The sequence below is a fragment of the Listeria fleischmannii subsp. fleischmannii LU2006-1 genome, assembly GCF_000344175.1.
GTDB lineage: Bacteria > Bacillota > Bacilli > Lactobacillales > Listeriaceae > Listeria > Listeria fleischmannii.
Genome location: NZ_ALWW01000003.1, coordinates 37,006 through 53,178 on the forward strand (window position 1 = coordinate 37,006; position 16,173 = coordinate 53,178).

The window sequence follows — 16,173 nt, forward strand, 5'->3', positions numbered from 1 at the left end:
GAGAGAATTTATGAATACAAATCGAAAAAAAGCTTTGCCACTGTTAGTTATTGGTGGATTTGCCTTATTACTTTTTTTAATCGAACTAATTAGTGTGGCTTCTGAACAAAGATGGGTCGCAAAATTTGATTTAATGTGGATTGAACGCATTCGGGATGGTCATATCACACCTAGTACAACTCGAATGGTTGAATTTTTAACTCACTTTGGCTCTGCCGAATATATCATTGTGATGACAATTATCGTGGTTCTTGTTCTATTCATTTTACGTAAATTTGTAGTGGGACTTTGGTTCGGCGGAACAGTCTTGCTTTGCGGGGTTGTCCTCAATTTAGTATTTAAACATACGGTGGAACGCGCACGTCCAAATGCTGCTAATTGGTTAATTTCAGAAACAGGCTACAGCTACCCAAGTGGTCATGCTACAGCGACAAGCGTATTTTATGGTTTAGCTGCACTATTTTTAATTTTTACTGTACGACAAATGTGGCTTAAAATTGTTGTAGGGGTAGTCGGTTTATTTATTATTTGTTACATCATGTATTCACGCGTTTATCTAGGCGTGCATTTCCCAACGGATGTATTCGGTGGTTTCCTATTTGGAATGGCCTCCATTTTCCTTTCAACAGGTGTGTATTTCTTAGTACGTAAACCATTGCATGATTTACTTAAAAAGTGGCGTATTAACGATAAAAGTATTACCGAGTAGGAATGACAATACGAAAGTGAAGATTGGCTTCTTTTTAAGCTAAAATCTTCACTTTCTTTTTAAAGTAAAATGAAAAAGGTGAGAATTTTCAAACATGTAAACGCCCAACTTTTTTACTTGCTTTTTATGCAAGAACGATGTAATATAAGTATATTGATAAGAAAATAAGTATGTAGATTTTTTGAAGTAAAAGAGAACTATTCACATGTTATAAAGGGTATTCACCTTATCATATGAATACTTTTTATAATATGTGAATTTTTTTTAAAAAAGCACTCGGTTGTTTGTTGTTTAGCTCGAACCAGTTTGTTTTTTTTGAGAAAGGCCATATTAGTAAATTTTTGGAGGTTTGTGAAATATGCAAACAGGTAAAGTAAAATGGTTCAACAGTGAAAAAGGTTTTGGATTTATCGAAGTTGAAGGCGGAGACGACGTATTCGTACACTTCAGCGCTATCCAAGGCGACGGATTCAAAACTTTAGACGAAGGTCAAGAAGTAGAATTCGAAGTTGTTGAAGGCCAACGTGGCCCACAAGCTGAAAACGTAACTAAATTATAATTTCAGTTTGACCAAACGTACCACGTAAAATTATCTAGCAAATTAACATTTGCTAGATTTTTTTATGCAAAAAAAGGATAAGTTTGAATTTAAAAGAAAACTAGGTTAAGATACAACTATCACGTGTCGAAGGAGTTTTGAATAATGGATATTGCGAAAATGATTGATCATACCGCTTTAAAACCAGAAACTACTAAGGGAGATATTTTAAAGTTAACGGCTGAAGCGAAAGAGTATCGCTTTGCTTCTGTTTGTGTCAACCCAACATGGGTAAAACTTGCTAGTACAGAGCTAGCTGGTACAGGAGTGGATGTTTGTACAGTGATTGGCTTTCCGCTAGGTGCGAATACTACAGCGGTAAAGGCTTTTGAAACGAGTGATGCCATTCAAAACGGTGCAACGGAAGTAGATATGGTCATCAATATCGGAGAATTAAAAGATAAAAATGATGATGTGGTACTTTCTGATATTAAAGCTGTCGTAGAAGCCGCAAAAGGGACACTTGTAAAAGTTATTATTGAGACTTGTTTATTAACAGATGATGAAAAAGTTCGTGCTTGTCAATTAGCTGTAGAGGCGGGAGCAGATTTTGTTAAAACCTCAACTGGATTTTCAACTGGGGGCGCAACAGCTACAGACATAGCTTTAATGCGTAAAACGGTTGGACCAAATATTGGCGTGAAAGCATCTGGCGGTGTTCGTACAAAAGAAGATGTGCTCAAAATGATAGAAGCTGGTGCAACTCGAATTGGTGCAAGTGCTGGAGTCGCTATTGTTTCTGGCGGAGAAAGCACCTCTGATTATTAAAAATGACATTTTTGTTCGTAACAGAAGATACTTGCCTAGGTGAGTATCTTTTTTGGAACTGAAATGGTATGCGTTTACATCATAGGCATTGCAAGGCTTTAGGCTTTAGTGTATGATAAAATGAGGGTTTTTGTAAAGTGGGGGAAAGTATGAGTGTAACGATTCGAGAAATTGCGGAAAAAACAGGTGTTTCCATTACAGCTATTTCGCAAATTTTAAATGGAAAAGGGGAAAGATTCAGCGAAACAACAAAAAATCGTGTCTTAAAAGCAGCAAAAGATATGGCATATAAACCTAATTTTTTTGCCAAAAATATGATTACCAATCATACCAATACAATTGGTATGGTAGTACCAGAAGTGACAGATGCTTTTTTCTCACAAATGGTAAAAGGGGCAGAAGACTATTTAAATCGGCATGACTACATGATCATGCTCTGTAATTCATCCAACGATAAAGAGCGCGAAGACAGGTATGTAGAAGAACTTTTACACCGGGCAGTAGACGGACTTATTATCGCGAGTCCTAACATATTAGCGTCAGAAGTTTTTGAGCGATTGCAAGAGAAAAAGAAGCCATATATTTTACTGGATAGACAGCGAAATGAGCAAAAAGAAGGTAGAATAGCAGTAGATGACTTTGAAGGTGGCTATATGGCGACCAAACATTTACATAAATTAGGACATACGAAAATTGGTATTATTATTTCAGATAACTCTTTTTACAATGTTTTTGAGCGCTATGAAGGTTATTTAGCTTGTATGAAAGAAGCGGGGATAACGGTCTCGAAAGATTGGATTGTGAGTGGGAATCAAACCATGCAAGGTGGCTTTCTGGCGGGAGAAAAGTTGCTTGAAAGTGGCGTCACGGCCGTTTTTGCGACCAATGATTTAATGGCAGTAGGACTATATCGTTTTCTTTTTGATAAAGGGGTAAAAATTCCAGAAGATTTATCTGTCATAGGTTTTGATGATATCGAACTTTCGGAATTTATGGTACCACCACTAACAACAGTTCGTCAGCCAATCTATGAAATTGGTGCCGTTGCCGCCGAATTTCTACTCCGTAAAATTGCATACCCCGAAGAAAAAATGAATAATCGCTTGCTCGATCTTACATTAATTGAACGCGGAAGTACAACAAAGATTTGACAGACATCGGAGGCTTCCAGTATAGTGAAAATATCGAATTGATTTTAATCAAAAGTAAAACGGTTTACTAAAAATGTAACCGATATCAATAAAGGAGTGGTCAGTGTGAGAATGGTCGATATTATTTCAAAAAAAAGAGACGGACACGAACTTACTACCGAGGAAATTAATTTTTTTATCAAAGAATATACAGTAGGGAACATTCCCGATTACCAAGTGAGTGCGCTACTAATGGCGATTTATTTTGAAGACATGACAGATCAAGAACGGGCGGCTATGACAATGGCTATGGTAAATTCAGGCGAAACCATCGATTTATCTGCTATTCATGGGATAAAAGTAGATAAACATTCTACAGGGGGCGTGGGTGATACAACAACACTTGTATTAGCACCACTCGTTGCTGCCCTTGATGTTCCCGTCGCCAAAATGTCTGGACGAGGGTTAGGCCACACAGGGGGGACGATTGATAAACTAGAAGCTGTAAAAGGCTTCCATGTTGAACTAACAAAAGATGATTTTGTAGAACTTGTCAATCGTGATAAAGTGGCTGTAATCGGTCAGTCTGGCAATTTAACACCTGCTGATAAAAAACTTTATGCCCTTCGTGACGTGACCGGAACTGTTGATTCCATACCACTCATTGCAAGCTCGATTATGAGTAAAAAAATCGCTGCAGGCGCTGATGCCATCTGTTTAGATGTAAAAACTGGTGCAGGTGCATTTATGAAAACGGATGAAGAGGCCGAAAATTTAGCAAAAGCAATGGTTCGAATCGGCCATAATGTGGGCAGAAAAACGATGGCCGTTATATCGGATATGTCACAACCACTCGGATATGCAATCGGCAATGCACTAGAAGTAAAAGAAGCCATTGACACGTTAAAAGGAGAAGGTCCAGAAGATTTAACAGAGCTCGTATTAGTTCTAGGAAGTCAGATGGTAGTTTTAGCCAATCAAGCAGAAAATCTTGAAGAGGCACGTGAAAAATTAATCGCTGTCATGAAAAACGGCAAGGCCCTTCAAAAATTCAAGCAGTTTTTAGAAAATCAAGGTGGCGATGGAAGCATTGTAGACGCACCAGAAAAATTACCGCAAGCAAAGTATCAAATTGAAGTCCCTGCTAAAGATGAGGGTTTCGTAAGCGAAATTGTTGCAGATGAAATTGGCATTGCCGCAATGATTCTCGGTGCTGGACGAGCTACAAAAGAAGATGAAATTGATTTAGCCGTTGGACTTATGTTGCGCAAAAAAGTGGGCGATGCTGTAAAAATTGGAGAGCCACTTGTTACTATTTTTAGTAATCGGGAAGATGTAGAAGCTGTCAAAACAAAAATTTATGAAAATATCCGTATATCAGACGAAGCAAAAACACCAACACTGGTGCATAAAATTATAACGGAATAATTAGCCTTAAAAATAAATAAAAACGTACCTTTCTACGTGGAAAAGTACGTTTTTTGGCTTGTCATACTTATCATCAACGTTATTTAGTAGAAAAAATTCTGTCTATTTTGAACAAAAATAAGGTTGCCAATTTCTAGTTGAAACATTTAAAAATAGGAATATACGGTGAAATTTGTATTCAATTATACTAAACTATATATAAAAAATTAAAAAAAAGTAACAAAAAGTTCATAAAAAAGGTGGATTTTTAGATAAACATTTCGTTATCGCTATTTAAAATAATACCGAGATGCTCTAAAATAAGTTTTGGTTATTGAGACAAAACAATCAAAACTGAAGATACTTGAAATTTTAAGAATAGTTGCTTTAAGGGTAATTTCATATCTCTTGAGAGAATAAAAAGGCAACCTTAAATCTGATTAATCTAAAGATTTCGAAAAATCAGTTGGTGTATTTTGGATTAATATAACCATTGAAATGCTTATTTAACCAACTGTTTGAACTCCCGAAAGTTAGTGGAGAAATGTTGTATGATGCTAAAGCCAAATAGTCATATCACTTAGCTATAAAATGAGAGGAGTTAGACAAGTTAATTCAAGAAAATCATTTAGAAATTTTATAAAAAGAAGGCTCTAGATTTTGAAATAGGGAACGAAAAAACTCAAATTTAATTAAAAGGAGAAATTCAAGTGTCAAATAAAAAATTTAAAAAAAATTGCGAGCGGTGTTTTAACTGCCACTATTATTGCTTCAGCCATTACAACAAGTATGCCATTTAATGTTTTAACAGCAAAGGCGGTAGAAGAAAGTGTTAATACTTCATCAGAAGGAGTAACTTCTGGTAATTTGTTTAACAACCATGGTTTTGTTGGAAGTGAAGGTACTCTTCCTGGTTGGAATGTTAGTTGGACTGCAGATGAACGACAAACTGCTTATTTGAAGGATTATAAATTCTATGATATGTCTGGTCAGTATTTAGAGAATTATGTGACTCCTCAAAGTGATCAAAGTCTGGATCTTACCCATAAACGAGTTACAGATAATGGTCATATCGCTTATCTTAGACAAAATATAAATGTCATTCCTGGACATCGATATGCTTTGTCTATCGATTACAAGTATGTTTCAGGAGCAGCATTGGAAAAGGTTCAATTCCGTACAATTGATAGGAGAACTAATGCTGCACTTTCGGACAGTAGTTGGCTTTCAGCTGATAATCCGGTTGCTAAAACGTATACATCGACGGTTACTGCGTCATCTAATTCGTTGAGAGTAGAACTCAAGGTAATTGGCTTTAATGATGCGATTGGAGTAGAAGGGACTGTTAACTTTAGTAATGTATCAATAGTGGACTTAGATGCGACAGATATCTCGATTGGTGCTATCAATACTAAGAGTACAGCCGTAACTGGTTCGGCTACGCCAAATGCGAAAATAGATGTTTTTGCAGGTGAAGAAAAAATTGGATCTGGTACAACAAACGAAGCAGGTGAGTATACCATTTCTATCCCTCAGCAAGCTAAAGATACAGTCATCACAGCGAAAGATGACACAAGCAAGCTATCAAAGACAACAACAGTGGCACAAGGGATCAGTCAAACCACTATCGATCATCTAGAAGCGACAAGCACTGTTATTAGTGGGAAAGCAGAGCCAAATGCCAATGTGGAGGTAAGAAACAGTGAAGGTACGCTGATTGCGTCTGGGCAAGCAAATGCTAGCGGGGCATATAGTTTCCCTATTGCACGACAAGAATTTGATGATACTATTACAGTAACAGCCACTTTCGAAGGGCAAACTTCAACAGCAAGTGCAAAGGTACAAGATACCACAACACCAAGTAAGCCTTCGCTAAATCCAGTAACCGATCATGATACAAGCATTTCGGGCACAGGAACCCCTGGTGATAGAATTCAAATTACAATTGGCGGTCAAACATATACAGGCACCATTGATGCAGCAGGTAATTTCTCAATTGTTGTTCCTAAAATACCAGGTGGTACTACTATTAGTGTAGTCGAAGTCAACTCAAACAATCAGAATAGAAGTACTCCTACGGAAGTATCTGTGCGCGATACGACTTTAGCTGAACCTAGTATTGCTTCCATTAAAGCAGGCGATACAACGGTTATGGTGACAGGGGAACCAGGTGCTACTGTGAGTTTAACAACTCCTAGTGGAGAGAGCATAACGAGAACGGCAGATGCGACAGGAAAAGCAAGCTTTACAATTAATCCAGCAAAAGCAGGGGATAGCTTTACTGCGACTCAAACTGGTGCAAATGGCAAAGCGAGTCCAGCTTCTACCGTTAATGTAACAGCAGTTGTAACAGCCGGAACGATTACAACAAAAGACTTCACACTCGGAAAAGATAGAAATATTGAAGGAACATACACAGGGGATGTGAAATCCTTCCGCGTGACGATTGATGGAACAACCTATCGAGGAGGAACTATTAATGCATCTAACAAAACCTATGCTTTCTATGCGTTAGATAAAATTTCTAAAACAGGCACATTCACGATTGAAGGTTTAGATGCCAGCGGGAAAGTATTAAATACCAAAACAGGGACGATTGTTAGCACACCTGGAACAGGAACCGTTGCAGCAAATGCCTTTACGATTCACCGTGATATAACAGTTACAGGAACAGTAACGGGTGATGTCAAATCCCTTGGTTTAGTATATGATGGAAAGGAATATCGCGGTGGGACATTGAATAGTAACGGGACTTACTCCTTTTATGCTTTAAATACAATCACAGATAAAACGAAATCTGCCGTTATGTACGGATATGACCGTTTTGGCAACCGTATTGCAACTTCCACACTGACTTTGCGTGATGCACATGATATAGGTACAGGAACCGTTGCGGCAAATCCTTTTGTTATTGACCGGGATAAGACTATTACTGGACAATATACAGGCGATGTGAAGTCCTTTAGTGTAACAGTCGGAGGCGTGGAATATCGCGGTGGCACACTGAATTCAGATGGAACATTTTCTTTCTATGCATGGGATAAAATCAAAAATACAACTGATCCGGTTGTGATGTATGGACTTGATAAAAATGGTAACCGTATTAGCACAACATCTATCCGTGTAACAAAAGCAAGTGCACCTCTTACAAAAGGAAATGTAACAGCTGATGTATTTACAGTTGGAGAAGATAAATTTATGACAGGGAACTATACGGAGGATGTCAAATCCTTTAAAGTGACCATTAATGGTACAGTTTATACAGGTGGTATGATTTCGGAAGGTCGTTTCAACTTCTGGATTGGTGATAAAATTAAATCAGCTTCGGATACAGTGACAATTGCGGCACTCGACCGAACTGGTCGTGAATTAGATTCGAAAGCTGTTCAATTGGTTGCCGCTACACCTGCTGTAGGTACAGTTACACCAGCTACTTTCTCTCTGAAAACGAGTTCTGTAACAGGATCTTATACAGGGGAAGCAAAATCCGTTCGTTTAAACGTAAATGGGACAGTTCTACCAGCAGGTGGAAGTGTATCAGGCGGAAACTTTAGTTACTATGTTGGATTAAAAAATAAAGTTAAAGCCACATCAGATGACGTGAAAATCGAATTACTTGATAAAAACGGACTTGTGATGGATACAAAATCTGTTACAGTGACTAACTAAATCGCAAATCATAGATTGGATATCTAAAATTAAGTCAAGGAAAGACGCTCTTTCAAATGAGAAAGAGCGTCTTTTTTTATAAAGTGATGTGTAATGTAATGATTTATCTCCTTTACTTTAAATGTGTAAAAAGTTTATTTCAATAGTTGTTGAATATGACTAATTTCACTTTCATTTGGAAACATAGAGATAGAATAGGTGGGAGTTTTTGAAGCTTTAAAGGGAAACACCGCATAGTTAGTTTACTGGAAAAGAATATGCAAGAGTAACTATTTACGACAATAATGGGGTTAAACAAGTTGATAAAAGTATTGAGGGAACGCATGCTACAGTTGGTTTAGAAGGTGAACATACAAATACTTTGGTTATTTATCATACAGAAGCAATGAAAATGAAGATGGAATTCTCTAAAGTAGATATATATTCTTTTTTTGATGTATCCAAGCAGCGCTAAATTTAAAATCGCGAGCAACATAATAGTTGCTCGCGATTTTTTAAACTAATAGTGTATACAGCGTCTGGTTATCATTAATAGGAATAAAACTTGGATCAAAAACTTCAAGCCGCTCTAAAAGTGAATTGTAGTCATCCTTATCGCTTAAAAGTACACCAATAATAACTGGGCCATTGCCACGATTGACTTTTTTCGTATACTCGAATTTAGTAATATCATCACGAGGTCCAAGCACTTCACCCACAAATTCTTTCAGTGCGCCAGGGCGTTGCGGGAAATTAACAATAAAATAATGCTTTAAGCCTTGGAAAAGAAGAGAACGCTCTTCAATTTCTTGCATACGATTAATATCATTATTTCCACCACTCACAACGCAAACCACAGTTTTCCCTTTAATTTTATCCTTATAATGCTCTAATGCCGCAACAGACAAAGCACCAGCAGGTTCCGCCACAATCGCTTGTTTGGAATACATCTCAAGAATAGTCTGACACACCTCGCCCTCAGGAACCGAAATACAATCATCCATAAACTTCTCTGCATGTTTAAAGGTGAGTTCGCCGACCTGCTTCACAGCAGCCCCATCTACAAACTTGTCGATTTTAGGTAGGTTTACCGTTTGACCGGCACTAAGGGCCGCTGCCATCGAGGGAGCACCGCTTGGCTCGACGCCAATAAGTTGCGTGTTTGGGCTCGCTTCCTTCATAAAACTTGCGATACCGCTAATCAAACCGCCTCCGCCAATGGCTGCAAACATAAAATCAGCGTTTAAATTGGCGGCCAGAAGGTCTTCTTGTACTTCAGCAGCAACTGTTCCTTGGCCCGCGATAATATTTAAATCATCAAATGGCGCGATGAAGGTTGTGCCATTTTCTTTTGAGTAAATTTTAGCAGAATCAGCAGAAGCATCGAATGTGTCGCCAGTTAAAATGACATCGACGAACTCGCCACCGAAAAATTTCACTTGCGATACCTTTTGATTTGGCGTTGTTGTGGGCATGAAAATGGCTGCTTTTACCCCCAATTTTTGACATGTATAAGCAACGCCTTGTGCGTGGTTGCCAGCGCTTGCACACGTGACGCCTTGTGCGCGTTCGTCTTCTGTTAGGCAGTGGATAGCGTAATAGGCGCCGCGGAGTTTAAAGGAGCGGACCCATTGTAAATCTTCGCGCTTTAAGAAAACTTGACAGTCATATTTGTGCGAGAGGTATGGATCCAATTCGAGCGGCGTGTGTTTGACAATCGATTTCAACACCTCATGCGCTTTTAAAACATCGGATTTTGAGACGAGTACATCAGCCAGTTCCATTTTTTCACAACCTTTCTATTTTGATTCGATTTTTGTTTCATACGCCATTATGGCATCTAAATGTTCCAGTGTAATCGCAATATCATCGAGCCCATTTAGAAATTTTTCTTTCCAAGTCGGGTCAATTGAAAACTCGAAACGTCCCACTGAACTTTCAACATATTGATGGGGTAAATCAATGACAATTTGTTCATCGGCTGAAATTTCGGCGAGCTTTGTGCGCGCTTCTTTCGGTAAAACAATCGGGAGGACCCCGTTTTTGGTGCAATTCATATAAAAAATGTCGCTATAGCCACCTGCAATAATAACGCGAAAACCGTAATCAAGTAGTGCCCAAGCAGCATGTTCACGCGATGAGCCACAACCAAAATTCTCACCTGTGACTAAAATGGTCGCATTTTTACGACTAGGGGCATTGAGAGGAAAGTCCGGATTAGGTTTACGATTAGGCAAGTAGCGCCACTCATCAAATAAAAATTCGCCAAATCCTGTTTTTTCAATACGTTTTAAAAATGTTTTTGGAATAATTTGATCCGTATCTATATTGTCGTTCATTAGTGCAACGGTTTGCCCTTTATGAATTTGAATGGCTTCCACTAATCACCGCCTCCTTTCTAACGTCAACAAATCTTCCGTGAATCGCAGCAACAGCGGCCATGGCAGGGGAGACAAGATGTGTTCTTGCACCTTTACCTTGCCGGCCTTCAAAATTTCGATTTGACGTAGAGGCACAGTGCACCCCGTCTGGCACTTGGTCTGGATTCATACCAAGACACATCGAGCAACCGGGCTCACGCCATTCAAAACCAGCTTCTTTAAATATTTGGTCCAGCCCTCTTTTTTCGGCTTCAAAACGGACTTTGCGCGAACCTGGGACGACTAGTGCGCGAATACCCGGCCTCACTTTTTTTCCCGCAATGATTTTAGCAGCTTCTTCAAGATCTGAAAGACGGGCATTTGTGCAAGAACCAATAAAAACATATCCAAGTTCGATGTCCTCGGCACGTTCGCCGGGATTTAGTCCCATATAAGAGTAGGCACGTTCATCATTTAAATTTTGTGTAGGGGGAAAGGGCTGTGAGATAGGAACGCCCATTTCAGGATTCGTGCCCCAAGTAACATACGGTTCAAGTGTTGAAACGTCGACTTGAATATGCAAGTCATAAGTCGCATCTTGATCGGTCTTCAAAGTTTGCCAGTCTGAAATTGCGGCCTCCATGTCTTGCGGAGCATATTCGCGCCCACGGACATAATCAAATGTCGTTTGATCTGGCGCCATCATGCCCATTTTTGCACCACCTTCAATCGCCATATTACAAATGGTCATCCGTTCTTCCATGGTGAGGTTTGCTATAGTATCCCCAAAATATTCGATGGCGTACCCAGTACCAAAACTAACGCCGTAAGTCGCAATTAGATGCAAAATAATATCTTTTGCATAAACGCCAGGTTGTAGTTTGCCATTAATTTCAATACCCATTGATTTTGGCTTTTGTTGCCAAATCGTTTGAGTGGCAAATACATGTTCCACTTCACTGGATCCAATTCCAAAGCCAATCGCACCAAACGCGCCATGAGTGGCAGTATGCGAATCACCACACACAATCACTTTACCGGGTTGGGTGAGGCCAGTTTCTGGACCAACCATGTGAACAATACCTTGCCGCTCTGAGCCTACATCTGCAAGCGTGACACCAAAATCGCGGCAATTTTTTTGCAAAGCTTCAATTTGCTTTTTCGAAACGAGATCTTGAATGTTAAAAATATCTTCTGTTGGCACATTATGATCCATAGTTGCAAACGTCTTATCTGGCCTGCGAACTTGCCGACCTTCCATCCTGAGTCCTTCAAACGCTTGAGGAGAGGTCACTTCATGAATAAGATGCAAATCCACATATAATAACTGAGGTTCACCTACTTCTCCGTATATCACATGACGGTCCCAAAGTTTATCAAAAAGTGTTTTACCCATTTGTAACGCCTCCTTTAATCCGTTTTTGAACTTCTTTTGTAAAATCAGTCGTTGTCGCCTGACCTTTTAAATCTTTTGTAAAAAACCCGGCTGATAGTGTCTCACTAACCGCTGTTTCAAGTGCGCGCGCCTCAGCTTCCAAGTGGAAAGACTCGCGGAGCATCATCACCACCGATAAAATCATGGAAATCGGATTCGCCACATTTTCCCCTGCAATATCAGGTGCAGAACCGTGGATGGGTTCGTAAAGGGATGGGCCATCTTTGGCAAAACTCGCCGATGGTAGCATTCCAAGCGAGCCAGATAAAACGGAAGCCTCATCACTTAAAATGTCACCAAACATATTTTCCGTAACCAAAACATCAAACTGGGTCGGATTTTGAATTAAATGCATGGCACAAGCATCCACGTATTGGTGATTAAGCGTCACATCCGGATACTCTTTTGCCACATCATTTGCTATTTGACGCCATAATTTACTCGACGCAAGAACGTTTGCTTTATCGACAGAAGTGACTCTTTTTCTTCGTTTTTCAGCAATTTCAAACGCTTGAACGATAATCCGTCTAATTTCTTCCGCCGAATAAACGAGCGTATCCACCGCACCACTATCATCAAAATGTTTCGGCTCCCCAAAATAGAGCCCGCCCGTCAGCTCCCGAACGATAACAAAATCAGAACCACTCACAATCTCTTGTTTTAAAGGGGAGAGGTGGCTAATACTTTCAGGCACCTGTACAGGACGAATATTTGCAAACAAACCGAGTGATTTCCGTAGAGCAAGTAAACCTTGTTCCGGCCGGATTTTTGCATCATCCCACTTTGGACCGCCAATAGCCGCAAGTAAAATGGCATCTGATTTTTGGCAACTGATAAGTGTCTCTTCTGGAAGCGGCTGGCCAGTTAAATCGATGGCAGCACCACCAAACGCACAAGTTGTAATTTGAAAATCATGCCCAAATTGTTTTTCAATTTCCTTTAGTGCAGAAAGGCCTGCATCCATAATTTCTGGACCAATCCCGTCACCAGGAAGAGCAGTAATCGTGTATTTCATTTAATGTGCCTCCTCAAATGACTGTTTGCCTGCAGGTATTTGCTTCGTACTAGCATTTAAATAGGCCTTGGCACTGGCCGCTAGAACGTCATGATCAATGCCAATTCCGTGTATCTCTTCATGCGCCTCGTTTTGAATCACAACATGAACTTCTGCTTGAGCATCTTGGCCTGGTGTGATGGCCTGAATATGATAATTGACAAGCGTCACATTTTGGTTAAGTAAACGGTTGATTGTATTATAAATGGCTTCAATACTACCGGCACCCGTTGCAGCATCCTCACGCACGCCTTGTTTGCCTTCCGTTCGAACCACTGCCGCCTGAACACCACCCGTCACATATTGCACCTGCAAGTGGGCGAGTGTTTCATCTTCAGCCGTTTCAGAAGCTTGGCCCACAACTAACGCATGCAAATCCGCTTCTGAAATTTCCTTTTTCACATCTGCCAGATTTTTAAAACGTTTAAAAGCCTCGTTTTGCTCTTCTTCTGAAAGCGAGTAGCCTAGTTCTTCCATACGCGTGTTAAACGCATGACGTCCAGAAAGTTTTCCAAGAGGAAGTGAATTTTTTTGAACCCCAACAAGAGCAGGCGTAATAATTTCATACGTATCCGGATTTTTAAGAACCCCGTCTTGATGGATGCCCGATTCATGTGCATAGGCGTTGCCACCAATAACCGCTTTGTTTCTGGGAACAGGCATTCCAGAAAGGCGACTCACTAGGTCGCTTGTTGCTTTAATTTGATTTAATGTGATATTTGTTTCGGTTTGGTAGAAATCTTTTCGAATATGAAGGGCAACAGCCACTTCTTCAAGCGCTGTATTACCTGCCCGTTCTCCAATACCATTAATGGCACCTTCAACGCGTCTTGCACCGTTTTCAATCGCTGCAAGTGAATTGGCAACCGCCATACCAAGATCATCATGACAATGAGACGAAAAAATAACCTCATCAAATTGCGGGATATTGGCTTTTAAATCGCGGAAAAGTTGACCAAATTCGCTTGGGTTTGTGTAGCCAACGGTATCCGGAATATTAATCACTTTAGCGCCAGCAAGAATGGCAGTTTGAACGGCCTCAATTAGAAAAGCACGATCTGTACGTGTCGCATCTTCTGGTGAAAATTGAACAATGTCAAATAATTTTCTAGCAAAAGTAACGTGATGTTTAATAGAAGCTAAAACTTCGTCTTTGGTCATTTTGAGTTTGTACTGCATATGAACGTCGCTTGTTGCCAGGAAAATATGCAGTTGCGGATGTTTCGCATGTTTTAGCGCTTCATGTGCCCGGAGAATATCTTGTTCGCGGCAACGTGCGAGGCCAGTCACACTAGTAGTTGTCATGGCCTCACTAATCGCTTTTACACATTCAAAATCGCCTGAAGATGAAATCGGAAAACCGGCTTCGATGACATCCACACCAAGTTTCTCCAGTTGTAAGGCGATTCTGACTTTCTCCTTTACATCAAAATTTACTCCAGGGGTCTGTTCGCCGTCGCGAAGTGTAGTATCAAAAAACTGGATTTTTTTCATTCGATTTCACCTCATTAGATTTTTTTAGAATTAAACTTGTTCAACTTGCTTTGGATTTACAAATGGCATCATTTGGCGTAGTTCCGCACCTACTTGCTCAATTTGATGCCCTTTTTGTTCTTTGCGTAAACGGTGGAACTCTTTGAAGCCATTTTTATTATCATCAATAAAGGCTTTGGCAAAATTTCCGTTTTGAATATCCGTTAAAACTTCTTTCATCGCTTTTTTCGTATCAGCAGTAACAACGCGCGGACCAGAAACATAATCCCCGTATTCCGCAGTATTGGAGATGGAGTGACGCATTTTTTCCATACCACCTTCATACATTAAATCTACAATAAGTTTCATTTCATGCAGAACTTCAAAATAAGCTAGTTCCGGTTGGTATCCAGCTTCAACGAGTGTTTCAAAACCAGCTTGGATTAAGTGGGTAGCCCCGCCACAAAGTACAGCTTGTTCTCCGAATAAATCGGTTTCGGTTTCTTCTTTAAAGCTCGTTTCAATCACACCTGCACGAGTTGCGCCGATTCCTTTAGCATAAGATAAGGCCACGTCACGCGCAGCGCCTGTTGCGTCTTGATAAACGGCAAATAGTGCCGGGACTGCGCCACCTTCGACAAACGTACGGCGAACAAGATGCCCTGGACCTTTAGGGGCTACTAAAAAGACATCTACATCACTTGGTGGTTGAATTACATCAAAATGGATGTTAAAACCGTGTGCAAAAACAAGAGCATTTCCGGCTTCTAAACCAGGCTTGATTTCATTTTCATAGGCTTCACCTTGCGTTTCATCTGGAAGAAGAATCATGACAACATCCGCTTTTTTAGCTGCCTCTTCAACAGAATAAACATCAAAACCATCGTTTCTTGCTGATTCAGCTGATTTTCCTTCGCGAATCCCGATAATAACGCTATTCCCGTTGTCACGTAAATTTTGTGAATGGGCGTGGCCTTGTGAACCATAACCGATTACCGCCACTGTTTTTCCTTCTAAAGCATTTTCTTTTACAGCATCTTCATAATAAACTTTTGTCATTTTCCTAACCTCCAAATTTTTTCTATATGGTAATTCACTTACCTAAAGTTTTTTTGGGCTACGTGTAAACCCAGTTACACCAGTACGCGCCATTTGCTTGATGCCATATGGCCTGACAATATCAACAAATGCATCCACTTTTTCACTCGTCCCCGTTACTTGAATGACAACATTTTTCGTACCTACATCTATGACCGTTGCACGAAAAGGTTCAATAACAGCCGTAAGTTCAGCTCGAACAGGGGCGGGGGCGTTAATTTTCACTAAAGCTAATTCCCGCTCAATATGTGGGTCATCTGTAATATCACTGACCTTTAATACATCAATTTGTTTATTTAATTGCTTAGTCACTTGTTCAATCTCATAAAGTGAGTCCACATGAACAACAATTGTAATTCGTGAAACATTCGGTGTCTCCGTCCAGCCGACAGAAATGCTATCAATATTGTATTGTCGCCTTGAAATAACACCTGTTATCCGGTTTAAAACACCAGAGGCATTATTCACCGTTGCCGTAATAATTCTACGCATC

The 16,173-nt window shown here is 40.0% G+C and carries 13 protein-coding genes and 1 pseudogene; 7 read left to right on the forward strand and 7 right to left on the reverse strand.

The window, feature by feature from the left end:
* Window positions 1-10 precede the first annotated feature (10 nt).
* From LFLEISCH_RS01660 to LFLEISCH_RS15215, 7 genes and pseudogenes are all read left to right on the forward strand, one after another.
* Window positions 11-709, forward strand: a complete 699-nt coding sequence (locus tag LFLEISCH_RS01660) for a phosphatase PAP2 family protein (RefSeq protein ID WP_007472422.1) — start codon at window positions 11-13, stop codon at window positions 707-709.
* A 358-nt stretch (window positions 710-1,067) separates the two neighbouring features.
* Entirely contained in the window at window positions 1,068-1,268 is a 201-nt protein-coding gene (gene cspD / locus LFLEISCH_RS01665; protein ID WP_007472424.1) for a cold-shock protein CspD, read from the forward strand.
* Between the two features lie 144 nt (window positions 1,269-1,412).
* Window positions 1,413-2,075, forward strand: a complete 663-nt coding sequence (gene deoC, locus LFLEISCH_RS01670; protein WP_007472425.1) for a deoxyribose-phosphate aldolase — start codon at window positions 1,413-1,415, stop codon at window positions 2,073-2,075.
* Between the two features lie 149 nt (window positions 2,076-2,224).
* Window positions 2,225-3,226, forward strand: a complete 1,002-nt coding sequence (rbsR, locus tag LFLEISCH_RS01675) for a ribose utilization transcriptional repressor RbsR (RefSeq protein WP_007472427.1) — start codon at window positions 2,225-2,227, stop codon at window positions 3,224-3,226.
* 105 nt (window positions 3,227-3,331) lie between these two features.
* Entirely contained in the window at window positions 3,332-4,633 is a 1,302-nt protein-coding gene (locus tag LFLEISCH_RS01680; RefSeq protein WP_007472428.1) for a pyrimidine-nucleoside phosphorylase, read from the forward strand.
* 768 nt (window positions 4,634-5,401) lie between these two features.
* A complete protein-coding gene (locus LFLEISCH_RS01685) occupies window positions 5,402-8,281 on the forward strand; it encodes an immunoglobulin-like domain-containing protein (RefSeq protein WP_149022032.1) in 2,880 nt (959 codons plus the stop codon).
* 253 nt (window positions 8,282-8,534) lie between these two features.
* Window positions 8,535-8,735: pseudogene (locus LFLEISCH_RS15215) on the forward strand (putative mucin/carbohydrate-binding domain-containing protein); the annotation flags it as partial.
* 40 nt (window positions 8,736-8,775) lie between these two features.
* Here LFLEISCH_RS15215 and ilvA read toward each other — a convergent pair.
* From ilvA to ilvN, 7 genes are read right to left on the reverse strand one after another with little or no spacing between them, the layout of a single operon-like run.
* Window positions 8,776-10,044 (reverse strand): threonine ammonia-lyase IlvA, encoded by a 1,269-nt coding sequence (ilvA, locus tag LFLEISCH_RS01690; protein WP_007472433.1) that lies wholly within the window; start codon window positions 10,042-10,044, stop codon window positions 8,776-8,778.
* A 15-nt stretch (window positions 10,045-10,059) separates the two neighbouring features.
* The gene (gene leuD, locus LFLEISCH_RS01695; RefSeq protein ID WP_007472435.1) at window positions 10,060-10,641 is read right to left on the reverse strand and encodes a 3-isopropylmalate dehydratase small subunit; all 582 of its coding nucleotides are present in this window, start codon (window positions 10,639-10,641) and stop codon (window positions 10,060-10,062) included.
* Window positions 10,619-12,016: a 3-isopropylmalate dehydratase large subunit gene (gene leuC / locus LFLEISCH_RS01700; RefSeq protein WP_007472437.1), complete on the reverse strand. Its 1,398-nt coding sequence runs from the start codon at window positions 12,014-12,016 to the stop codon at window positions 10,619-10,621. The genes leuD and leuC overlap by 23 nt, the downstream gene beginning before the upstream one ends.
* Entirely contained in the window at window positions 12,009-13,070 is a 1,062-nt protein-coding gene (gene leuB / locus LFLEISCH_RS01705) for a 3-isopropylmalate dehydrogenase (protein WP_007472439.1), read from the reverse strand. Before leuB ends, leuC begins: the two co-directional genes overlap by 8 nt.
* The gene (locus LFLEISCH_RS01710; protein WP_007472441.1) at window positions 13,071-14,603 is read right to left on the reverse strand and encodes a 2-isopropylmalate synthase; all 1,533 of its coding nucleotides are present in this window, start codon (window positions 14,601-14,603) and stop codon (window positions 13,071-13,073) included.
* A gap of 30 nt (window positions 14,604-14,633) precedes the next feature.
* Entirely contained in the window at window positions 14,634-15,641 is a 1,008-nt protein-coding gene (gene ilvC / locus LFLEISCH_RS01715) for a ketol-acid reductoisomerase (RefSeq protein ID WP_007472442.1), read from the reverse strand.
* A 42-nt stretch (window positions 15,642-15,683) separates the two neighbouring features.
* The gene (ilvN, locus tag LFLEISCH_RS01720) at window positions 15,684-16,172 is read right to left on the reverse strand and encodes an acetolactate synthase small subunit (RefSeq protein ID WP_007472444.1); all 489 of its coding nucleotides are present in this window, start codon (window positions 16,170-16,172) and stop codon (window positions 15,684-15,686) included.
* Between the last annotated feature and the right edge of the window lies 1 nt (window position 16,173).

Coding starts and splice junctions, on each gene's coding strand:
- rbsR (WP_007472427.1), top strand. CDS start 2,225: ATGAGTGTAACGATTCGAGAAATTGCGGAAAAAACAGGTGTTTCCATT.
- LFLEISCH_RS01660 (WP_007472422.1), top strand. CDS start 11: ATGAATACAAATCGAAAAAAAGCTTTGCCACTGTTAGTTATTGGTGGA.
- cspD (WP_007472424.1), top strand. CDS start 1,068: ATGCAAACAGGTAAAGTAAAATGGTTCAACAGTGAAAAAGGTTTTGGA.
- LFLEISCH_RS01710 (WP_007472441.1), bottom strand. CDS start 14,603: ATGAAAAAAATCCAGTTTTTTGATACTACACTTCGCGACGGCGAACAG.
- ilvA (WP_007472433.1), bottom strand. CDS start 10,044: ATGGAACTGGCTGATGTACTCGTCTCAAAATCCGATGTTTTAAAAGCG.
- ilvN (WP_007472444.1), bottom strand. CDS start 16,172: ATGCGTAGAATTATTACGGCAACGGTGAATAATGCCTCTGGTGTTTTA.
- deoC (WP_007472425.1), top strand. CDS start 1,413: ATGGATATTGCGAAAATGATTGATCATACCGCTTTAAAACCAGAAACT.
- leuB (WP_007472439.1), bottom strand. CDS start 13,070: ATGAAATACACGATTACTGCTCTTCCTGGTGACGGGATTGGTCCAGAA.
- LFLEISCH_RS01685 (WP_149022032.1), top strand. CDS start 5,402: ATGCCATTTAATGTTTTAACAGCAAAGGCGGTAGAAGAAAGTGTTAAT.
- ilvC (WP_007472442.1), bottom strand. CDS start 15,641: ATGACAAAAGTTTATTATGAAGATGCTGTAAAAGAAAATGCTTTAGAA.
- leuC (WP_007472437.1), bottom strand. CDS start 12,016: ATGGGTAAAACACTTTTTGATAAACTTTGGGACCGTCATGTGATATAC.